The sequence below is a fragment of the Chromobacterium sp. LK1 genome, assembly GCF_001043555.1.
In the GTDB taxonomy this organism is placed as follows: Bacteria; Pseudomonadota; Gammaproteobacteria; order Burkholderiales; family Chromobacteriaceae; genus Chromobacterium; species Chromobacterium aquaticum.
Map to the genome: position 1 here is coordinate 56833 of NZ_LDUI01000015.1, position 20429 is coordinate 77261.

The 20429-nt window shown below is 61.8% G+C and carries 19 protein-coding genes; 7 read left to right on the forward strand and 12 right to left on the reverse strand.

The window, feature by feature from the left end:
• Window positions 1–73: 73 nt before the first annotated feature.
• The 3 genes from VI26_RS07245 to VI26_RS07255 are packed head-to-tail and all read right to left on the reverse strand — an operon-like array spanning window position 74 to window position 2939.
• Entirely contained in the window at window positions 74–580 is a 507-nt protein-coding gene (locus tag VI26_RS07245) for a DUF934 domain-containing protein (protein WP_048409078.1), read from the reverse strand.
• Window positions 564–2219: a nitrite/sulfite reductase gene (locus VI26_RS07250; protein ID WP_048409079.1), complete on the reverse strand. Its 1656-nt coding sequence runs from the start codon at window positions 2217–2219 to the stop codon at window positions 564–566. The genes VI26_RS07245 and VI26_RS07250 overlap by 17 nt, the downstream gene beginning before the upstream one ends.
• 18 nt (window positions 2220–2237) lie before the next feature.
• Window positions 2238–2939, reverse strand: a complete 702-nt coding sequence (locus VI26_RS07255) for a phosphoadenylyl-sulfate reductase (protein WP_048409080.1) — start codon at window positions 2937–2939, stop codon at window positions 2238–2240.
• Between the two features lie 111 nt (window positions 2940–3050).
• On the opposite strand from VI26_RS07255, the gene cysB reads away from it, so the two are divergent.
• Window positions 3051–3995 (forward strand): HTH-type transcriptional regulator CysB, encoded by a 945-nt coding sequence (cysB, locus tag VI26_RS07260; protein ID WP_048409081.1) that lies wholly within the window; start codon window positions 3051–3053, stop codon window positions 3993–3995.
• A gap of 67 nt (window positions 3996–4062) precedes the next feature.
• Here the strand turns inward: cysB and fabG are convergent, their stop codons facing one another.
• Window positions 4063–4803, reverse strand: a complete 741-nt coding sequence (gene fabG, locus VI26_RS07265) for a 3-oxoacyl-ACP reductase FabG (RefSeq protein ID WP_048409082.1) — start codon at window positions 4801–4803, stop codon at window positions 4063–4065.
• Between the two features lie 255 nt (window positions 4804–5058).
• Window positions 5059–6690, reverse strand: coding sequence for an ABC-F family ATPase (locus VI26_RS07270; protein WP_048409083.1), 1632 nt, complete (start codon window positions 6688–6690; stop codon window positions 5059–5061).
• A 175-nt stretch (window positions 6691–6865) separates the two neighbouring features.
• Between VI26_RS07270 and dapA the strand changes: the two genes are divergently transcribed.
• Both dapA and bamC read left to right on the forward strand, forming a co-directional pair.
• A complete protein-coding gene (gene dapA / locus VI26_RS07275; protein ID WP_048409084.1) occupies window positions 6866–7741 on the forward strand; it encodes a 4-hydroxy-tetrahydrodipicolinate synthase in 876 nt (291 codons plus the stop codon).
• Between the two features lie 32 nt (window positions 7742–7773).
• Window positions 7774–8907 carry an outer membrane protein assembly factor BamC gene (gene bamC / locus VI26_RS07280; protein WP_048409085.1) on the forward strand — a complete coding sequence of 378 codons (1134 nt, stop codon included), beginning with the start codon at window positions 7774–7776 and terminating at the stop codon, window positions 8905–8907.
• A 687-nt stretch (window positions 8908–9594) separates the two neighbouring features.
• Here bamC and VI26_RS07285 read toward each other — a convergent pair.
• On the reverse strand, window positions 9595–10728 hold the full coding sequence (locus VI26_RS07285; RefSeq protein ID WP_048409086.1) for a cupin domain-containing protein: 1134 nt from the start codon (window positions 10726–10728) through the stop codon (window positions 9595–9597).
• Between the two features lie 137 nt (window positions 10729–10865).
• Between VI26_RS07285 and VI26_RS07290 the strand changes: the two genes are divergently transcribed.
• Window positions 10866–11345 carry a peptidylprolyl isomerase gene (locus VI26_RS07290; protein ID WP_048409087.1) on the forward strand — a complete coding sequence of 160 codons (480 nt, stop codon included), beginning with the start codon at window positions 10866–10868 and terminating at the stop codon, window positions 11343–11345.
• A 117-nt stretch (window positions 11346–11462) separates the two neighbouring features.
• On the opposite strand, the gene VI26_RS07295 is transcribed toward VI26_RS07290, so the two are convergent.
• The 6 genes from VI26_RS07295 to VI26_RS07320 form a co-directional block, all read right to left on the reverse strand.
• Window positions 11463–12224 carry a phosphatase PAP2 family protein gene (locus VI26_RS07295; protein ID WP_048409088.1) on the reverse strand — a complete coding sequence of 254 codons (762 nt, stop codon included), beginning with the start codon at window positions 12222–12224 and terminating at the stop codon, window positions 11463–11465.
• Window positions 12224–13042 carry a peptide chain release factor N(5)-glutamine methyltransferase gene (prmC, locus tag VI26_RS07300; protein ID WP_082150940.1) on the reverse strand — a complete coding sequence of 273 codons (819 nt, stop codon included), beginning with the start codon at window positions 13040–13042 and terminating at the stop codon, window positions 12224–12226. Before prmC ends, VI26_RS07295 begins: the two co-directional genes overlap by 1 nt.
• A gap of 8 nt (window positions 13043–13050) precedes the next feature.
• Complete coding sequence (gene mgtE / locus VI26_RS07305; RefSeq protein ID WP_048409090.1) at window positions 13051–14490, reverse strand: magnesium transporter; 1440 nt, start codon at window positions 14488–14490, stop codon at window positions 13051–13053.
• Window positions 14491–14687: 197 nt separating this feature from the next.
• On the reverse strand, window positions 14688–15371 hold the full coding sequence (mtgA, locus tag VI26_RS07310; protein ID WP_048409116.1) for a monofunctional biosynthetic peptidoglycan transglycosylase: 684 nt from the start codon (window positions 15369–15371) through the stop codon (window positions 14688–14690).
• A gap of 116 nt (window positions 15372–15487) precedes the next feature.
• Window positions 15488–16309 (reverse strand): shikimate dehydrogenase, encoded by an 822-nt coding sequence (aroE, locus tag VI26_RS07315; RefSeq protein ID WP_048409091.1) that lies wholly within the window; start codon window positions 16307–16309, stop codon window positions 15488–15490.
• Window positions 16310–16506: 197 nt separating this feature from the next.
• Window positions 16507–16959, reverse strand: a complete 453-nt coding sequence (locus VI26_RS07320; RefSeq protein ID WP_048409092.1) for a rhodanese-like domain-containing protein — start codon at window positions 16957–16959, stop codon at window positions 16507–16509.
• Window positions 16960–17226: 267 nt separating this feature from the next.
• Between VI26_RS07320 and glnA the strand changes: the two genes are divergently transcribed.
• The 3 genes from glnA to glnL all read left to right on the forward strand — a co-directional run bounded on the left by glnA (window position 17227) and on the right by glnL (window position 20425).
• On the forward strand, window positions 17227–18645 hold the full coding sequence (gene glnA, locus VI26_RS07325; protein ID WP_048409093.1) for a glutamate--ammonia ligase: 1419 nt from the start codon (window positions 17227–17229) through the stop codon (window positions 18643–18645).
• A 123-nt stretch (window positions 18646–18768) separates the two neighbouring features.
• A complete protein-coding gene (locus tag VI26_RS07330; protein WP_048409117.1) occupies window positions 18769–19248 on the forward strand; it encodes a DUF4124 domain-containing protein in 480 nt (159 codons plus the stop codon).
• 124 nt (window positions 19249–19372) lie between these two features.
• The gene (gene glnL / locus VI26_RS07335) at window positions 19373–20425 is read left to right on the forward strand and encodes a nitrogen regulation protein NR(II) (protein ID WP_048409094.1); all 1053 of its coding nucleotides are present in this window, start codon (window positions 19373–19375) and stop codon (window positions 20423–20425) included.
• The last annotated feature ends 4 nt before the right edge of the window (window positions 20426–20429 follow it).

Here is a 20429-nt window from a genome sequence, read left to right on the forward strand (position 1 = left end):
CAATCCGTTGCAAAAAAACATCAAAAAAAGCGTTTCTGCACGGCCTTTGTCTCGCATAAGCGACACATTACGCCTATGTGACGCGCCTACGAAACAGTGGCAGCGGATTCAGCACGGTGGCCTGATAGTTTTCGCTAAAAGTATTAAAACCATCCAACGAAGATTCCAGCGTCTTGCCTTCCTTGATGGCAAAAGCATCAAATCCGACTTGCGCCATGGAGTGCAGCAGGTCTTGCCAGACATCTCCGATCGCCCGCAGTTCCCCGCGATAAGCGTAACGTTCACGCAGCAGCCGGGCATGACTGTAGCCGCGGCCGTCGGTGAAAGCCGGAAAATCGACGGCGATCAGCTCCAGCTCTGGCAAATCGGCCAGTAGCCGCGCCGGATCATCGTCCGGACTCAGCCAAACGCCAACCCGCGCCGCATGGCTGCGCCAGAACGCGCGGCGCTCCAGCCAGTCCGCCAGCGGCACGATCACATTGCCGCCCGCGGCGGTTTCTGGCAACTGGCCGTTTTCATCCTGGCGCAGCAAATTCCAGTCATCCGGGCGCAACTGCCCTTGTTTAATGATGCTTGGCATACACCCGCTCCTTGAAAGGGTCAAGGCCGATGCGGCGCACGGTTTCGATAAAACGCTCGCCCGCTCCGCGCTGTTCTAGGTAAACACCCATGATGGTGGTGAAGGCCTTGGGCACATCGACCTGGGCAAAGGACGGGCCTATCACCTTGCCTATGCTGGTGGCCGAGCCCTGGCTGCCGCCGAGGGTGATCTGGTACCACTCCTCGCCATTCTTGTCGACGCCGAGAATGCCGATATTGCCGATGTGGTGATGGCCACAGGCGTTCATGCAGCCGGAGAAGTTGCAGTCGATATCGCCCAGGTCGTACAGGTAGTCCATATCCTCGAAAGTGCGTTGAATCGCTTCCGCCACCGGAATCGAACGCGCATTGGCCAAGGAGCAGAAATCGCCGCCGGGGCAGCAGATGATATCGGTCAACAAGCCGATATTGGGCGTGGCGAAGCCGTGCTGCCGCGCCAACTGCCACACCGCGTGCAAATCCCGCTCCGGCACGTCCGGCAACACCAGGTTCTGCTCGTGAGCAACGCGCAGTTCGCCAAAGCCGAAGCGGTCCGCCAACTCGGCCGCAGCATCCATCTGCTCCGCGCTGATGTCGCCCGGCGGCACCCCGGTGCGTTTCAGCGACAACACCACCGAGCGATAGCCCTGCCGCTTGTGCGCGCGGGTATTGCGCTCCGCCCAGCGGGAGAAGGCCTTGTCCTGCGCCAGCAAGGCAGCGAATTCGGAAGACGCGCTTAGCGCCTGATAGGGCGGATCGGTGAAGAAGCTGGCGTAATGGGCGACATCCTCGTCGCGCAAGGTGGCCGGACCGCCCTTGATATGCAGCCATTCGTCCTCGACCTTGGCGGCGAAGCCTTCCACCGTCATCGCCTTGACCAGGATTTTGATGCGCGCCTTGTATTTGTTGTCGCGGCGGCCAAAGCGGTTATACACCCGCAGCACCGCGTCCAGATAGGTCAGCAGATGCGGAGTGGGCAGGAATTCCTTGACCACGTCGCCAACGATGGGGGTGCGCCCAAGACCGCCGCCCACCATCACCCTGAAGCCGACTTCGCCGGCTTCGCTGCGCACCACATGCAGACCGATATCGTGCACCCGGGTGGCCGCGCGGTCTTCCACGCTGCCGGATACCGCGATCTTGAATTTGCGCGGCAGGAAGGCGAATTCCGGATGCAGCGTGCTCCATTGACGGATGATTTCGCACCAGGGCCGCGGATCCAACAGCTCGTCGCCGGCCACGCCGGCGAAGGCGTCGGTGGTGGTATTGCGCACGCAGTTGCCCGAGGTCTGGATCGCATGCATTTCCACCGTGGACAGTTCTTCCAGGATATCCGGCACCCTGGCCAGTTCCGGCCAGTTGAACTGGATGTTCTGACGGGTGGTGAAATGACCGTAGCCTTTGTCGTAGCGGCGGGCGATGTCTGCGAGCTTGCGCAACTGGCCGCTGCGCAGATGGCCGTAGGGAATGGCGACGCGCAGCATCGGCGCATGTCGCTGCACATAGAGGCCGTTCATCAGCCGCAACGGGCGAAACTCGTCCTCGCTCAATTCGCCGGCCAGGTAGCGCCGGGTCTGATCACGGAATTGGGCCACGCGCTCGCGCACGATGCGGTGGTCGACTTCATCATATTGATACATGGGCTCTTCCAGACGGCGCTATGCCGGGCGTTTCAAGGGGCTGGCCTGGTGCAGGCCGCACTCTTTGGATTCAGGGTTTTCCCACCACCAGCGCCCGGCGCGGACATCCTCGCCCACCGAGATCGCCCGAGTACAGGGCGCGCAGCCAATGGAGGGATAGTGACGGTCGTGCAGAGCGTTGTAAGGCACCTCTTGCGCGCGCAGGTAGTCCCAGACATCGCGCTCGCTCCAGTCCAGCAGCGGGCTGAACTTCTGCAGGCCATTGTCGGCGTCGTAGGCGCTGACCTGCAGGTCCTGACGCGTCGGTGATTGCTCGCGCCGCAGGCCGGTGATCCAGGCCGAGCGCCCGGCCAGCGCGCGCCTCAGCGGCTCCAGCTTGCGCACCTGGCAACAGGACTTGCGCTGATCGACGCTTTGATAGAAACCGTTGATGCCATGCAGCTTGACGTAGTGCTCGACCGCGGCGGCCTGCGGGAAATACACCGTCACCGGGTGGCTGGGATAGCGCTCTTCCACCCGCTGCATCAAGTCGTAGGTTTCCGCCGGCAGGCGGCCGGTATCCAGGCTGAAGGCGGCGATAGGCAGGCCCAGCCGCACGATCAGATCCGTCAGCACCATGTCTTCGGCGCCATAGCTATTGGCCAGCACCACGTCCGGGTGCTCGGCGGCGATCGCGCGCAGACAGGCGGCGGCCGCGTCGAGTTTTGCTTCCAGGCTCATCAAAAGCTCCAGGCAGGAAATTTCACGACAATCCTACCCAAGCCGCTTATAAACCTAAAAGAATATTGTGTTAGTATTTAATTACTACAGGTTTTAAGAGGATGGCGTCGCATGAAGCTGCAACAACTGCGTTACTTGGTCGAAGTGGCCAAGCAAGGGCTGAACGTATCGGAGGCCGCGGAAAAACTGCACACCTCGCAGCCGGGCATTTCCAAGCAGATCCGCCTGCTGGAGGACGAACTGGGCATTCAGGTCTTCATCCGCAACGGCAAGCGGGTGGTTTCGGTGTCCGAGCCGGGCAAGGAGGTCTTGCGCATTTCCGAGCGCATTCTGCGCGAGGCGCAGAACCTGAAGCGGGTGGGCGACGAATTCTCCAAGGAGGCGGAAGGCGCGCTGACCATCGCCACCACCCACACCCAGGCGCGCTATGCGCTGCCGCCAGCCATCGCCGAGTTCGTTCGACGTTACCCCAAGGTGAGGCTGTCGATCAAGCAGGGCAGTCCCACTCAGATCTGCGAAATGGTGGTGTCCGGCGAAGCCGACCTCGCCATCGCCACCGAAGGCATCGCCTTGTACAAGGAATTGGCGATGCTGCCCTGCTATGAATGGAACCGTTCCATCGTGGTGCCGGAAGGACACGAGCTGACAAAGCTGGATCACCCTCTGACACTGGCGGACATCGCCCGCTACCCCATCGTCACTTACGACTTCGCCTTCGCCGGCCGCTCCAAGATCAACAAGGCCTTCGCCGACCAAGGCCTGGCGCCCAATGTGGTGCTGACCGCGATCGACACCGACGTGATCAAGACCTATGTCAGCCTGGGCCTGGGCATAGGCATCATCGCCAGCATGGCTTACGAGCCGGAGCGCGATCTCAATCTGCAGTTGCTGGACGCCGGCCAGCTGTTCGAGCCGTCCACCACCAAGATAGGCATCCGCAAGGACGCCTATCTACGCGGTTTCGCCTACACCTTCATCGAGTTGTTCGCGCCGCATCTGCACCGACGCGAAGTCGAGGCCGCGCTGCTGGCGCGAGATCCGGACAGCGAGGATTGAGGCTGGACCAGTCAAGCAAAACAAAACGCCCCGCTAGCGGGGCGTTTTTGTATGCGACAGCGTCGGATCAGAGCGTCAGCCCGCCGGTTACTTCAATGGCGGCGCCATTGATGTAGCTGGCCTCGTCGGATGCCAGGAAGGCGTAGACATTGGCGATCTCGGTCGGGTCGGCCATGCGTCGCATCGGCACCTTGTCTTCCATCGCCTGGATCACCTTTTCCGGCATCGACTGCAGGATGGGAGTGGCGACGAAGCCCGGGCACACCGCATTGGCGCGGATGCCCTTCTTGCCCAGTTCCTTGGCCCAGGTCTTGACGAAACCGATCACGCCGAACTTGGATGCGGCGTAGTTGGTCTGGCCGAAGTTGCCGTAGACGCCCACCACCGAGGACGCGTTCAGGATCACGCCGCCGCCCTGCTCCACCATGGTGTCGATCACCGCACGGGCACAGTTGTAGACGCCTTTCAGATTGATGTCGATCACCTTGTCGAACTGGTCCTCGGTCATCTTCATCAGCTGCGCATCCATGACGATGCCGGCATTGTTGACCAGCACGTCGATGCGGCCGCGGCGGTTTTTCAGGTCGGCCACCATTTCGGCGATCTGGCCCTTGTTGGTCACGTCCACCTTGTAGCCGATGGCCTCGCCGCCGGCTTGCTGCAGTTCATCGACCACCGCGTTGACGGCATCCAGATTGAGGTCGCAAACGGCGACGACCGCGCCTTCCTTCACGAATTTCTCGGCGGTCGCCTTGCCGATGCCGCTGGCGGCGCCGGTGATGATGGAGACTTTACCTTTCAAGCGCATGGATTTTCCTTACTGACTTTGTAGATAACAGGCAATCCGCCCAGAGGCCGGACCCAACAACTCCACCATCGACCATCTACGGCCAAACACCTGTTTTTATTGAATATTTTTCTTATTGAAAAATAAAAGCGGGAGTTTGTGCGCCGCAGCCATTGCAGCGCACAAGACGCACTGCAATATAGCGCACTCACTCCCGCCGGTAAAGCAACTGCTCTACAGGTCAGTTACCACTTGTAACTGCCCTGGCGCGTAGGCTTATTCCAGGCCCTTGCTGGCCAGATAGTCTTCGTAGTTGCCGGTGTAGTAGTCGTAACCGCCCTTGCCGTCCAGTTCCAGCACATGGGTCGCCAGCGAGCTGACGAACTGCCGGTCATGGGAGACGAAGATCAAGGTGCCCTTGTACTTTTCCAAGGCCATGTTCAGGGATTCGATCGACTCCATGTCCATATGGTTGGTCGGCTCGTCCATGATCATCACATTCGGCTTTTGCAGGATCAGCTTGCCGTACAGCATGCGGCCCTTCTCGCCGCCGGACAGCACCCGCACCGGCTTGCCCACTTCGTCGCCGCCAAACAGCAGACGGCCCAGCGTGCCGCGGATCACCTGCTCGTCATCGCCTTCCTGACCCCATTCGCGCATCCATTCGGTCAGCGTCATATCGCTGTCGAAATCCGCTTCGTGGTCCTGGGCGAAATAGCCGACTTGAGCTTTCTCCGCCCACTTGATCGAACCGCGGTCCGCGCTCAGGCCTTCGGCGAACGGCGCGTTGAATGCGCCGGCCAGCAGCTTGACCAGCGAGGTCTTGCCCGCGCCGTTGGGGCCGATGACGGCCAGGCGGGCGCCGGCTTCCAGAATCAGGCTCAGGTCCTTGAACAGCACCTTGCTGTCGTAAGCCTTGTTGAGGTGATCCACCTCCACCGCCTGACGGTGCAGCTTGAACTTGTCGTCCATTTCAAAGCGGATGAACGGGTTCTGACGGCTGGACGGCTTCACTTCCACCATTTCGGACTTCAGCTTGTCCACCTGCTTCAGTCGGCTGGTCGCCTGGCGCGCCTTGGACTTGTTGGCGGAGAAGCGGGCCACGAACTCCTGCAGTTCCTGAATACGCTCCTTGGCCTTGCTGTTGGACGACAGCTGACGCTCCCTTGCCTGAGCCGACGCGATCATGTAGTCGTCGTAGTTGCCCGGGTAGATGCGGATGGTGTTGTAGTCCAAGTCCGCCATATGGGTGCACACCGAATTCAGGAAGTGACGGTCGTGCGAAATGATGATCATGGTGGAGTTGCGCTCGTTGAGCACGTGTTCCAGCCAGCGGATGGTGTTGATGTCCAGGTTGTTGGTCGGTTCGTCCAGCAACAGGATGTCAGGATTGGAGAACAGCGCCTGCGCCAGCAGCACGCGCAGCTTCCAGCCCGGCGCCACTTCGCTCATCGGGCCGGCGTGCTGTTCCACCGGAATGCCCACGCCCATCAGCAGTTCGCCGGCGCGCGCTTCCGCGGTGTAGCCGTCATACTCGGCGAACTTGGCTTCCAGTTCGGCCGCGTGCATATAATCGTCTTCGCTGGCCTCCGGATTGGCGTAGATGGCGTCGCGTTCGCTCATCGCCGCCCACATCTCGGTATGGCCCATCATCACCACGTCGATGACGCGCTGATCTTCATAGGCGAACTGATCCTGGCGCAGCTTACCCAGGCGCAAGCCGTTTTCAATGGCCACCTCGCCGCTGGTCTGCTCCAGGTCGCCACCCAGAATCTTCATAAAAGTGGATTTGCCGGAACCGTTGGCGCCGATCAGGCCATAACGGTTGCCTTCGCCAAATTTGACGGAAACCTTTTCGAACAAAGGTTTGACGCCAAACTGCATGGTAATGTTGCTTGTGGTAATCACGCTTAGGGATCCTTCAGCCAGATAGCCGTAAGTATCGGAAAAACGTGGGATTCTAGCACAGTGCGGCCATTTTCCCGAGCCATCCGTCAAGGAATCGCCGAGCACCTTTTGCCAGCTTCTCGAATTCCGCTACAATCGTGAATCTTGTTTTCTATTCCCTGAGATAGGCTGAACTATGCTTACCGGTAGCTTGGTCGCCCTGGTCACCCCGATGTCGGAAGACGGCACGGTCGACTACGAGGCACTGCGACGACTCGTCGATTTCCATATTGACAATGGCACCGACGGCATTGTCGCGGTTGGCACCACCGGCGAATCCGCCACCCTGGGCGTGAACGAGCACATCGCCGTGGTCAAGGCCGTCGTCGATTATGCGGCGGGCCGGGTCAAGGTCGTCGCCGGCGCCGGCGGCAACTCCACCGCCGAAGCGATCGAACTGAGCCAGCTCTCCCAGGAGGTCGGTGCCGACTACGTGCTGTCGGTCGTACCTTATTACAACAAGCCGACCCAGGAAGGCCTGTACCAGCATTTCAAGGCGATCGCCGACGCCAGCAAGCTGCCGGTCATCCTTTATAATGTGCCTGGCCGCACCGTGGCCGACATGAGCAATGACACCGCGCTGCGCCTGGCAGAACACCCGAACATCGTGGGCCTGAAAGACGCCACCGGCGACATCGGTCGCGCCTGCGATCTGTTCATGCGCGCCCCAGCGGGCTTCACGCTCTATTCCGGCGACGACGCCACCGGCATGGCTTTCATGCTCTGCGGCGGTCACGGCGTGATCTCGGTCACCGCCAATATCGCCCCCAAGCTGATGAACGAGCTTTGCAAGGCCGCCACCAGCGGCAACGCGAAGCTGGCGCGCGAGATCAACGACAAACTACAAGGCCTGCACAAGCACCTGTTTATTGAACCCAACCCGATTCCGGCGAAGTGGGCGCTGATGCGGATGAAGCGGATCCCCGCCGGCATCCGCCTGCCGCTGACCCCGCTGTCCGCTGGCGCTCAAGCCGCAGTGGAAGCGGCCATGAAACAAGCTGAAGTCCTTTGAAACCATCCCCTGCTGAAATGATGGGAGACCGCATGAAACGAACCGCGCCCGCCGCGATTCTGCTGGCAACCGGCATCCTCGCCGGCTGCAGCTCGCAACAGCCGCTGACCAAGAAGCTGGACTACCAGTCCGACAAGCCCAAGACCGTCAACACCCTGGAAGTGCCGCCGGACCTGACCGCGCCGCAAGTCCAGAACAAGTACACCATCCCCGGCGCGGCCAGCGCCGCCGCCGCGGCGCAGGACACCAATGCCGGCACCCAGGCGCAACAACCAGCGGCCGGCAGTTCGGTCGCGCTGAACAAGCTGGACAATATCAAGATGGAGCGCGCCGGCACCCAGCGTTGGCTGGTGGTGTCGGGCAAGAGCCCGGAACAACTGTGGCCGGCGCTGAAAGCCTTCTGGCAGGACAACGGCTTCGTGATCAAGAGCGAAGACCCGGCCGTGGGCGTGATGGAAACCGACTGGGCGGAAAACCGCGCCAAGCTGCCTAACGACGGCCTGCGCAAGCTGCTGGAAACCGTCGGCCTCGGCAGCGTCTACTCCACCGGCGAGCGCGACAAGTTCCGCATCCGCCTGGAAAAGACCGCCAATGGCACCGAAGTCTACTTCTCCCACCGCGGCATGGAAGAAGTCTATGCCGACTCCACCAAGACCAACACCATCTGGCAGCCACGCGCCACCGACCCGGGCCTGGAGGCCGAGTTGCTGGGCCGCTTCATGATGAATCTGGGCATGGCGGAAGATAAAGCACGCGAACAAGTCAAACAGACGCTGAGCGCTCCGGCCAAGCCGCAAACCCCCATCGTCGACGGCCAGCTGGTGCTCAGCGACGAGTTCGACCGCGCTTGGCGCCGCGTCGGCCTGGCGCTGGATCGCGTCGGCCTGGTGGTCAGCGACCGCGATCGCTCCCAGGGTGTCTACTTCGTCAAGCCGGCCAAGAGCGAAACCGACAAGAACGAGTCCGGCGGCTTCTGGTCCAGCCTCGCCTTCTGGAAGAGCGACGACGGCAAGTCCGCCAAGCCCACCGAACAGGAATACCGTGTGCAGATCAAGGAAAACGCGCCCGGCTCCACCACGGTGTCCATCCAGGACAAGCAAGGCAAGCCGCTGTCGGATGCGTTCAGCAAGGCCGCGCTGTCCAAACTGCAAACCGAGTTGCAATAAGCGCGGATTAGCGCGCGATAAAAAAGCCCGCTATTGCGGGCTTTTTTTGCGCCTTCTATTTACTTAAACGCCGACGGGAACAAGCAGCCCATCGTCAAGCAAAATGTAACGCTTTGTAGCAAACAGACAATAGTGTTGTTTTCATGTTGCAACACACTATTTTCTATTTGCTACAGACACAAAAAAACCGGCCATAGCCGGTTTTTTTGTCGCTGGCCAAGAATTACTTGGCAGCGGAAGCCTCAGCAGCCGGAGCGGAAGCAGCAGCCGGAGCGGAAGCTTCAGCAGCCGGAGCGGATGCCGGAGCAGCAGCCGGAGCGGATGCTTCAACAGCAGGAGCGGAAGCTTCAGCCGGAGCTTCAGCTTTCTTACCGCAAGCGGACAGGGCTACAGCCAGCAGGGCAGCAACGAGGAGCGACTGTTTCATTTTTTCATTACCTTTGAGGATAAGTTGAACAAGACGTCAGTTATCGCACGGTCTTCGAAATAAGCCGGGCGACTGAAAATCCATCAGTGCGCAAATTGTATCACGAATAAAAAGGCTGTATAGGGGGCAAAATTCCAAAAAAACACCTTTGCCCATAATCCTCTTCCGCAAAGCAGCATAGCCACAAAAACGGGCGTTTACCCCCGTCCTTGAGGCCAGAATTTGTCGATATCACTTGCGCATCCGAACAATTTCTGTGGCTATTTTGCTACATTCATCGCGAGATGCCAATAGCCTGCCAGGTATCCCTCGTATAAACATTCCCGCATGCCGACGCTAAGCGCGACTCCATCGATGCTTCTGGCATTGGCAAACCCGCGCCAGGCCGCCGCATCCGCTGCCACCGTGTCCAGTTTCTCGCCATTGCAATAGAAATCTTCGCCGCAGAACAGAATCTGGCTCTTGCGGTCCAGCACCAAACCCTGCTCCACCGCCGCCTGCTCGAATTCGTCTTCGTCCAGTTCGTCCTCGGGAGCGTCGTAAAAAACATGCGCCTTGGGTTCGGTCAGGTAATGCCCAAGGAAATCACCCACCGTCGCGCGGTCCCAGCGCACCTGTTCCAGCAGGCGGCTGACCTGATCGATCATGTCATCGCCGATGCGGGCAGGATCCTGCTGCAGTCGCAGGCCAGGATCGGCGTACACGCCGTCCACGCAAAGCCGGTCCTGCAGATGCACCAGGAATTGCGTCGCCAGCTCTTGCGCCGGCGGCGCGCGGAAACCGATCGAATAGGTCATGCCCGGATCCAGCGCCACGCCGTGGTGAGCGCACTTGGGCGGCAAGTAGAGCATGTCGCCGTGTTCCAGCACGAACTCCTGCTCGCAGCGGAAGTCCTTCAGCACCCGGATCGGCGCGTCTTCGATGAAATCATCGTCATGCTGGGTGGAGATCTGCCAGCGCTTGCGACCGCCCACCTGCAGCAGGAACACATCGTAGGCATCGAAGTGCGGGCCGACGGTACCACCCGGCGGCGCGTAGCTGATCATCAAATCATCCAGCCGCGCATAAGGAATGAAGTTGAAGCGCCACAGGATCTCGTCGATATGCGGCAAGTGCTGATTGACACCCTGCACCAGCAGGGTCCAATCCGTTTCCGGCAGACGGCGGAAACGCGCCGGACGGAATGGGCCACGCTCCAGGCTCCAGCGGCCGTTGCGGTATTCGATCAGGCGCGATTCGGCGTCTTCGCGGGTCGCCAGTTGCGACAACACGGAAAAGTCCGCCAGCGGACCGACATCGGTCAGCGCGCCACGTATCAGCAGCGGCTTCTTGTGCCAGTACTCGGCAAGGAATTGTTCGGGCGACATGCCGCCCAGCAATGTTGTTGTGTTCATGGCAGTTTCACGGGCTGAAACGCCCGGCAATGGTTTACAATATGGGATGCGCGCGATAGCGGCGCAGCTGAAACGCTTTAGATGGCTGCCCCGCGCCGCCATCCGCTTTATTTACCTTCCTTCACGGATCCGCACTCATGCAAATCTCCAAAAACACCGTCGTTACCCTCCACTACGAGATGTTCGACGCTGACAACAACCTCCTCGACAAGACCGAAGAGCCGATCAGCTATCTGCACGGTGGCTACGACGGCATCTTCCCGCTGGTGGAAGAAGCGTTGGAAGGCAAGGCCGTTGGCGACTCCATCGATGTCAAGATGACGCCTGACGATGCTTTCGGCGACCCGGAAGAAGAACTGATCCGCGTGGAAGATCTGGACGTATTCCCGGCAGACGTCGAAGTCGGCATGATGTTCGAAGCCGATGATCCGGAAACCGGCGATGTGCTGCTGTTCCGCGTCACCGATATCGCCGACGGCAAAGCCGTGGTCGACGCCAACCACCCGCTGGCCGGCCAGAGCATTCGCTTCGCCGCCAAGGTGGTGGAAGTCCGCGCCGCCAGCGCCGACGAAGTCAGCCATGGCCACGCCCACGGCGAACACGGCCACCATCATTGATCAGGCCGCAGGCATAACCGGCATGGCGTCATTGTAATGCTTTTGCCGGCGCGCCGGCCCGATTTCGACAAAGGCGGCCCATGGCCGCCTTTGTCTTGATACCCCCCCGCGCTCGCCTCAGACCTGACGCAAACGCCGCCAGCGCCAGCACCCCGCCGCCAGCACCAGCGCACAAAGCGCCAACCTCAGCGCATATTCCTCATGACTGCCAGACTTGTACAACAGCCATAGCAACTGCCCGGCCAGCGGCGCCAACAGCGCCATCTGCACGCGCGCGCTCAACTCCTCCGGCCAGCCCCGTGGCCAGACCCAAACGCAGGCGGCGTACATCGCGGCCCAGCCCAGCAAGGCGCCCACCGTCACATCCAATGGCCAATGCACGCCTATCGCCAAGCGCGACAGCATCACCAAGATCACCACCGTCGTCAGCACCACGCCCCGGCGCAGCATGCCGGAATAGTAAAGAAAGCTCGCCAGCGTCGCCGACGCCATCGCGTGGCCGGACGGGAAGGAACCATTGCCGGGCAGATCATCCAGCAATTGCACCGAGCCCGGCGGCAGCACCAGCGGCGGCCGCGGCTCGGCAAAGCCAGCCTTGAGCACGATGGCCAGAAACACGCCCATGCCACAGCCGGCCAGCAAGGCCGGCAGCTTGTCCGGCCGCCGCCAGCTCAAGGCCAGCAGCAGGGCCAGCACCGTGGGCCAGTCTCCCAATACGCTCAACAGGCGCCAGAACGCGCCGGGCGCGACGCGGCCGGCCTCGTGCAAGATCAGGAACAACTCGCGATTGCAATCCGGCGATATCGCCAGCAGAAACGCCAGCGGCGATAACAACAACGCCGGCCACAGCCGGCGCAGACAGGACAACTTAAACCACATCAGTCAGCTTTCATCATTGCAAGGGTGATTCGGTCCAGACCCGCCAGATCGACAATGGTTTCCACCTGCTGCAAGCCGGCGGCGGCGAACAGGCCACGTACCGCCGGCCCCTGGTCGTAGCCGTGTTCGACCATCAACCAGCCGCCCGGCAGCAAGCGCCTAGGCGCGCCGGCGGCGATCTCGCGCAGGCAGGCCAGCCCGTCGGCCTCGTCGGTCAGCGCCATTCGCGGCTCGAAGCGCACATCCCCCTGCCCCAGATGTTCGTCATCCGAGCGGATATAGGGCGGATTGGACACAATGAGATCGAAGACCGCGTCCGCGGGCAGCGCTTGGTACCAGCTGCCCTGATGAAACTCGACCTGCGCCCCCAGGCGTTCGGCGTTGCCGCGCGCGATGGTCAGCGCCTCCGGCGACAAATCCACTGCGCGGACTCGCCACTCCGGCGCTTCCAGCGCCAGCGTCGTCGCGATGGCGCCGCTGCCGGTGCCCAGGTCGACAACGCGGGCGGCACGGCCGCCAAACCGCTGCAGCGCCGCTTCGATCAAGTGCTCGGTTTCCGGACGCGGAATCAATACCTGCGGCCCCACGGTGAAGTCGCGACCGTAAAATTCGCGCCGGCCGATCAGATAGGCCACCGGCTCGCCGGCGGCGCGCCTGGCGGCCAGCACGCGAAAATTCGCCTCTTCTTCGGCGCTCAACGCCTGTTCGGGATAGGCCACGATGCGAGCGTGAGTCAGCGCCGGCACCGCCTGCTGCAACAGCATGCGCGCTTCCAGACGGGGCAAGGGGTAGAGGCGCAGCGCCTCGGCTATCGTCAACATGGTCGTCACAACAGGAACAGGGTGGCCAGACCCAGGAAGATGAAGAAGCCGCCGGAATCAGTGCAGGCGGTGATCAGCACGCTGGAGCCCAGCGCCGGATCGCGACCGGAACGCTGCATCAGGCAGGGAATCAGCACGCCCATGGTGGCGGCCAGCATCAGGTTGAGCAACATCGCGCCCAACATCACCAGCCCCAGCGAGAAGCTGCCGTACAGCAGCCAGGCCACGCTGCCTATCACTCCGCCCCACAACACCCCATTGATCATGCTGACCCGCAACTCCTTGCGCCACAGCCGCCAGGCCTGGTTCAGCTGCATCTGTCCCATCGCCAGCGCGCGCACGATCATGGTGATGGTCTGATTGCCGGAATTGCCGCCAATGCCGGCGACGATGGGCATCAGCGCCGCCAGCGCCACCAACTGGGAAATGGAATGCTCGAATACGCCGATCACGCGCGAGGCGACGAAGGCGGTGCACAGATTGATCGCCAGCCAGGCCCAGCGGTTTTTCACTGAATCGATCACCGGCGCGAACAGGTCTTCTTCCTCTTTCAGACCGGCCAGGTTCAGCACTTCGCTGTCGGATTCCTCGCGGATCACGTCCACCATCTCGTCCACGGTCAGCCGGCCGATCAGCTTGCCGGCCTCGTCCACCACCGGCGCGGTGATCAAGTCGTAACGCTCGAAGGCCAACGCCGCGTCGGCGGCGTCTTCGTCCGGATTGAAGCTGACCAGTTCGGTGGCCATCACCTCGGACACCTGCGCGTCGGGATCGGACACCAGCAGCTTGCGGATGGACAACACGCCCATCAACAAGCCCTGCTCGTCGATAACGAAGATCTTGTCGGTGTGGGCCGGCAGTTCATCGAAGCGGCGCAGATAGCGCAGCACCACCTCGCAACTGACGTCGGCGCGGATCTTGACCAGGTCGAAATCCATCAGCGCGCCAACCTTGTCTTCATCGTAGGACAAGGCCGACTGCAGCTGGGCGCGCTCTTCCTCGTCCAGGCCGCCCATCACTTCGTACACCACCTGGCGCGGCATGTCCGGCGCCAGCTCGGCCAGTTCGTCGGCGTCCAGCTGCTCGGCGGCGTTGACCAGCTCGCCGTGCTCCATCACTTCGATCAGCGATTCCCTGACCGCGTCTGACACCTCCAGCAGGATGGCGCCGTCGCGCGCGCCGTCCACCTGGTCCCAGACCAGCAGGCGTTCTTCCAGCGGCAAGGCTTCCAGGATATGCGCGACATCGGCCGGATGCAGTTGCTCCAGCTTCAGGCGCAGCGCTTCCAGATTGTAATGCGGGGCCAACGGATCCGTCGGCGGTTCGCTCGCCTCCGGACGGGATACCAGATCTTCCAACTGCCGCTGGCGCTCGATCAGGCGCTGCACCAGGGCCAGGCTTTCTTGCAGACGATCGGCGGATTGTTGCTTGAAGGCAACCGTCATGCACGTCTCCTTCCGCCTCGATGGCGCGCGGCGCGGGCGGTCGGAGGCGGGCTTTATTCTCTAACGGTAAATCGGGATTGGATTACGGGGTAACTGGGTAAGTCCATGTGTAGCCGCCATGCCTAGCGCACGGCGCACTTGAAGAAAGTCGCGATTGTAACATGCGCCCGCCCGCGGCTCCAATTGCGCCCCTGGGATCAGGGCAGCTCCACGTAAGCCATGCGCCGCTGGATGATGCGGGTCTTGCGCGCCAGGCCGGGCGCGCCACGATGGCTGTCGTAATAACGCGGATTGGGCACCATCGCGGCCAGTTTGGCCGCCTGCGCCGACGACAGCCGCGCCGCGCTCGAACGATAGTAATGGCGCGACGCCGCCTCGGCGCCAAACACGCCGTTGCCCCATTCGATCACGTTCAGGTAGATCTCGAAGATGCGTCGCTTGTCCAGCACCGTTTCCAGCATCACCGTGATCAAGGCTTCCTCCAGCTTGCGCCATGGCGTCTTGCTGCTGGACAGGAACAGATTCTTGGCCAGTTGCTGGCTGATGGTGGAGCCGCCGGCGACGATCTTGCCCTTCTTCAGGTTCTTCTCGAACGCGGCCTCGATGCCGTCCCAGTCAAAACCTTCGTGGTCGACGAACTTGGCGTCCTCGGATGCGATCAGCGCGCGCTTGAGATTGGGCGAGATCTGCTCATAGCTCACCCATTTGTGGCGCAGCTCGGCCTCGGGGTCATCCTGCTGCAGCTTGGCCAGCTGTTCGTTCATGAAAGAACTTGCCGCCGGATTGTGGCCGCGCCAATAGACGATATGGCCGAAGATCCACAGGTTATACAGCAGAAAGGCGGCCATCAGGGCCGCCAGCACTTTCAGGAAAAGACGCATCATCTGACTCGCAAAGCGAGCCCCCTCGCAGGGCAAGGGGGATTGGGATTCAAACCGCGGGAGAGGAAAGCGACGCCTTGTGTCTATGGGTCCGGACCCGCCGGACCCGGCGAGCGTCAGGCCAGCACTTCACGCAGCATATTGGTCACTTTGCGAGTGGCCGGCTCCACGCCGCGCCAGATGGCGAAGGATTCCGCCGCCTGTTCCACCAGCATGCCCAGGCCATCGGCCAGCATGCCGGCGTTTTCCGCCTGCGCGCGCTGCAGGAAAGGGGTCAGGCCCTTGCTGTACACCATGTCGTAAGCCAGGGTGCGAGCCGTGAACAGGCCGTAGGGAATCGGCGGCAGCTCATTGCTGAGGCTGGTCGATGTCGCATTGATCACGATGTCGAAGCTGCGTCCCTTCAACTGCTCGTAGCCTATGGCCTCCACCTTGCCCCAGGGCGCGAAGTGATGCGCCAGCGCCTCGGCCTTGATCAGGGTGCGGTTGGCGATGGTCAAGGCGGCCGGCTTTTGCGCCAGGATGGGTTCCAGCACGCCGCGCACCGCGCCGCCCGCGCCCAGGATCAGCACCTTGGCGCCGGCGATCGGGTAGTCCAGATTATCAACGATGTCGCGCACCAGGCCGACGCCGTCGGTATTGTCGCCATAGGCCTTGCCGTCGCGGAAGCTCAGGGTGTTGACCGCTTCGGCGGCGCGCGCTCGCTCGGTCACTTCATTGGCGAAGCGGTAAGCGTCGCCCTTGAACGGCAGCGTGATGTTCAAACCCTTGCCGCCGGCGGCGACGAATTCGGACACCACCCCGTTGAACTGCCCCAGCTCGGCGAACAGCTTGTCGTAGCTGATGTCCTGCCCGGTCGCGCTGGCGAATTCGTTATGAATGAAGGGCGACTGGCTATGGGAAACGGGATTGCCGATAACGGCGTAACGGTCGGTCATGAGTCAGCTTTCCAAAATGTCGGCATGTTATGTATATAAAAGCGGCTAACAAAACCTCGCCGCCAGGCAAACACGCGGACTCCGGCTGGGTTTTGTTGGCGGCTCTCGCCGTCTTGCTCGCAAGCGAGCGGCGCCAGAACGACACTTTGCCGTGGAACACGGCAAACATCAACCACGTCGCGCCGCTTGCCGCCACCTCAGCCCTGCTGCCAGGGCAGGCCGCGCGCCTTCCAGCCGCCCAGCGCGCCGCGATGCCCCGCCGCGTCCTTATCGCCCTCGAAACCTTCCAGCACGTTGTAGGCCTCGGTATAACCGGCGGCGGCGGCCAGGCGCGCGGCTTCGTCCGAGCGCACGCCGGAGCGGCACATCAGCATCAGTATCCCATCCTTGGGCAGCATCTCCTGCAATTGCTCGATGAAACGCGGATTAGGCTGCATTCCGGGAAAGCTTCGCCACTCCAGCCGCTGGGCATAGGGCACCACGCCGACGAACTGCCATTCCGCCGCGCTGCGCACGTCCAGCAAGGTCGCCTCCGGCAGCGCCTGCTTCAACTGGTGCGCCTCCTGCGGCGTCAGCGCGCCGCGATAGGGCAACCCCTGTTCTTCGGCCCGGCGCTGCGCCTGCTGCAATATCTGCGTCATTTGATCCATGCAAGCTCTCCTCGCGGCCAAGACCGCCCTCATACCTTTATATACACAGATTATCCATACCAGCGCGCCGCTGCAACGCAAGATCAGCCCCATTTTGGTGCACGACTTCGGTACAGGCACCAAGCTGGTTCATTCAACTCTGCTAGCGCCCGTTTTTGGGCTATGACACAATGGAATCTCGGCGATTTTAAGCTGGCACGCTTAATGCTTAAGCGTTAGCCGTACACTAATTCGCACATGATGCATGTAGCCTTTCAGGAGAAAACCATGGCGGTTGCAGACGTAGTCAAGCTGATTACCGAAAACGATGTCAAATTCGTAGACCTGCGCTTTACCGATACCCGCGGCAAAGAACAACACGTGACCATTCCGGCCCACGTGCTGCTGGACGATCCGGAAGCATGGTTCGAGCACGGCCATGCTTTCGACGGCTCCTCGATCGCAGGCTGGAAAGGCATTCAGGCATCCGACATGCTGCTGATGGCCGACCCGGCCACCGCTCGCATCGACCCCTTCTACGACGAACCCACCGTCTTCCTGCACTGCGATGTGATCGACCCGGCCGACGGCAAGGGCTATGACCGCGACCCGCGCTCCATCGCCAAGCGCGCCGAAGCCTATCTGAAGGCATCCGGCCTGGGCGACACCGCCTACTTCGGCCCGGAGCCGGAATTCTTCGTCTTCGACAGCGTGACCTGGGGCACCGACATGTCCGGCTGCTTCGTCAAGATCAAGGCCGAGGAAGCCGCATGGGCGTCCGCCGAGGAATTCGAAGGCGGCAATATGGGCCACCGCCCGGGCGTCAAGGGCGGCTACTTCCCGGTGCCGCCGGTGGACTCCTCCCAGGACATCCGCTCCGCCATGGTGCTGCTGCTGGAAGAACTGGGCATTCCGGTGGAAGTGCATCACCATGAAGTGGCCACCGCCGGCCAGAACGAGATCGGCACCAAGTTCAGCACCCTGACCCAGCGCGCCGACTGGACCCAGATCCTGAAATACGTGGTGCACAATGTGGCGCACAGCTACGGCAAGACCGCCACCTTCATGCCCAAGCCCATCGTCGGCGACAACGGCTCCGGCATGCACGTGCACCAGTCGATCTGGAAGGACGGCAAGAACCTGTTCGCCGGCGACGGCTATGCCGGCCTGTCCGACACCGCGCTCTACTACATCGGCGGCATCATCAAGCACGCCAAGGCGCTGAACGCGATCACCAATCCGGGCACCAACTCCTACAAGCGCCTGGTGCCGCATTACGAAGCGCCGGTGAAGCTGGCCTACTCCGCCAAGAACCGCTCCGCTTCCATCCGCATTCCGCACGTGGCCAGCCCCAAGGGCCGCCGCATCGAAGCGCGCTTCCCGGATCCGCTGGCCAACCCCTATCTGTGCTTCTCCGCGCTGCTGATGGCCGGCCTGGACGGCATTCAGAACAAGATCCACCCGGGCGACGCCGCGGACAAGAACCTGTACGATTTGCCGCCGGAAGAGGACAAGCTGATCCCGACCGTGTGCGCCAGCCTGGACGAGGCGCTGGCCGCTCTGGACAAGGACCGCGAGTTCCTGACCCGCGGCGGCGTGTTCTCCAATGACTGGATCGACGCCTACATCGAATTGAAGATGCAGGAAGTGAACCTGACCCGCATGACCACGCATCCGGTTGAATTCGCGATGTATTACTCGCTGTAAGCGAAGCGGATCATCCCGGCAAACGAAACGGCAGCCTCATGGCTGCCGTTTTCATATATGACTTGGCCCGCCGATTTGCATATCATTAGCAATGCCGAAACCAAGAATCCGACTCCGCCGCTCATGAAAACGCTATCCCTCTGTCTATTGCTGCTGCTCAGCGCCTCGGCGCAGGCCACCGTTTACAAGTACGTGGACAAGGACGGCAACGTCACCTTCACCAATGTGCCCATCCGTGGCGCGCAGCCGATACGGCTCAACCCGCTCTCCTCCTATCCCAGCCAGCACAAGAACAGCGGCAACAGCAGCGGCGGCGGCGGCGCGGCGCCAGCCAAACCGTCCAGCAGCTTCCCCAGCGTCGACCCCGGCACGCAGAAACAGCGCGATAGCGGCCGCCGCAAGATCCTGGAACAGGAACTGGCCAATGAGCAGAAAGCGCTGGCCGATGCGCAAAAGGCGCTGACCGATGGCAAGGCCACGCGCAACGGCGACGAAACCCGCAATTACCAGAAATACCTGGACCGGGTGCAGAAGCTGCAGGACGAAGTCACCGATCGCCAGAAGAACGTGGAAGCGCTGCGCCGCGAATTGGGGCAAAACTAGTTTGACGCACCATCTTGGTGCATACTGCCATTAAACGGGCCATTCCCCATCCCACGGGCATGGCCCGAATCTTGCTGCGCCAACGCATGCCCTTCGCGACCGAGCCCACAGGACACCCCACACCATGCCGCCGACCAGCTTTGCCGGACTAGAACTGCTGGACACCCCCGTGCTGATCGCTGATGCCGACGGCGCGCTCCACTTCGTCAATCCCGCCTGCGAGAACCTGCTGGCGCTGGGCAGCCGCGAGCTGCGCCGCCACAGCCTGTTCGAACTGTTCCAGCCCTGCCCGGCGCTGCGCCAGGCGCTGGCCACCGCGCTGCGCCACAACGCCAGCTTCATCGAACACGATCTGGAACTGATCCCGCAGCACAGCGAGCAGGCGCTGCACATCGCGCTGTCCATCACCCCGGTGGACGCCGACGGCGGCTTGGCCTTGATCGAACTGCGACCGCTGGATCAGCAGTTGAAGATCGCCAATGAAGAGCGCTTGCTGCTGCAGCACCAGGCCAACCGCGAGTTGATCCGCAACCTGGCGCACGAAATCAAGAACCCTCTGGGCGGCATCCGCGGCGCGGCGCAATTGCTGGAGCACGAGTTGCTGGACCGCCCCGAGCTGAAGGAATACACCGCGGTGATCAAGGAAGAGGCGCTGCGCCTGCAGTCGCTGGTGGATCGCCTGCTGGCGCCGCACCGCAGCCATGTGCGCGCCGAAATCAATATCCATGAAGTGCTGGAACGCGTGCGCAGCATCGCGCTGGCCGAATTCCCGCACGGCTTGCAGATCCGCCGCGATTACGACACCAGCCTGCCGCTCTTGGTGGCGGACAAGGAACAACTGATCCAGGTGGTCCTCAACATCGTCAAAAACGCGACCCAGGCGATGAAGGGCAAGGGCGAGCTGGTGCTGCGCACCCGGGTCGCGCGCCAGGCGACGCTGGCGCGCAAGCGCCACACCCTGGCATTGAAATTGCAGATCGTCGACAACGGCCCCGGCATTCCCGACGAGATCAAGGACCATATTTTCTACCCGCTGGTCACCGGCCGCGCCGAAGGCACCGGCCTGGGGCTGACGCTGGCCCAGGCCTTCGTCCATCAGCATGGCGGCAATATCGAGTTCGAATCGCGGCCGGGACAGACCTGTTTCACGGTGATGCTGCCTTTCGCCACCGACTAAGCAT

Coding starts and splice junctions, on each gene's coding strand:
- VI26_RS07245 (WP_048409078.1), bottom strand. CDS start 580: ATGCCAAGCATCATTAAACAAGGGCAGTTGCGCCCGGATGACTGGAAT.
- VI26_RS07250 (WP_048409079.1), bottom strand. CDS start 2,219: ATGTATCAATATGATGAAGTCGACCACCGCATCGTGCGCGAGCGCGTG.
- VI26_RS07255 (WP_048409080.1), bottom strand. CDS start 2,939: ATGAGCCTGGAAGCAAAACTCGACGCGGCCGCCGCCTGTCTGCGCGCG.
- cysB (WP_048409081.1), top strand. CDS start 3,051: ATGAAGCTGCAACAACTGCGTTACTTGGTCGAAGTGGCCAAGCAAGGG.
- fabG (WP_048409082.1), bottom strand. CDS start 4,803: ATGCGCTTGAAAGGTAAAGTCTCCATCATCACCGGCGCCGCCAGCGGC.
- dapA (WP_048409084.1), top strand. CDS start 6,866: ATGCTTACCGGTAGCTTGGTCGCCCTGGTCACCCCGATGTCGGAAGAC.
- bamC (WP_048409085.1), top strand. CDS start 7,774: ATGAAACGAACCGCGCCCGCCGCGATTCTGCTGGCAACCGGCATCCTC.
- VI26_RS07285 (WP_048409086.1), bottom strand. CDS start 10,728: ATGAACACAACAACATTGCTGGGCGGCATGTCGCCCGAACAATTCCTT.
- VI26_RS07290 (WP_048409087.1), top strand. CDS start 10,866: ATGCAAATCTCCAAAAACACCGTCGTTACCCTCCACTACGAGATGTTC.
- VI26_RS07295 (WP_048409088.1), bottom strand. CDS start 12,224: ATGTGGTTTAAGTTGTCCTGTCTGCGCCGGCTGTGGCCGGCGTTGTTG.
- mgtE (WP_048409090.1), bottom strand. CDS start 14,490: ATGACGGTTGCCTTCAAGCAACAATCCGCCGATCGTCTGCAAGAAAGC.
- mtgA (WP_048409116.1), bottom strand. CDS start 15,371: ATGCGTCTTTTCCTGAAAGTGCTGGCGGCCCTGATGGCCGCCTTTCTG.
- aroE (WP_048409091.1), bottom strand. CDS start 16,309: ATGACCGACCGTTACGCCGTTATCGGCAATCCCGTTTCCCATAGCCAG.
- VI26_RS07320 (WP_048409092.1), bottom strand. CDS start 16,959: ATGGATCAAATGACGCAGATATTGCAGCAGGCGCAGCGCCGGGCCGAA.
- glnA (WP_048409093.1), top strand. CDS start 17,227: ATGGCGGTTGCAGACGTAGTCAAGCTGATTACCGAAAACGATGTCAAA.
- VI26_RS07330 (WP_048409117.1), top strand. CDS start 18,769: ATGAAAACGCTATCCCTCTGTCTATTGCTGCTGCTCAGCGCCTCGGCG.
- glnL (WP_048409094.1), top strand. CDS start 19,373: ATGCCGCCGACCAGCTTTGCCGGACTAGAACTGCTGGACACCCCCGTG.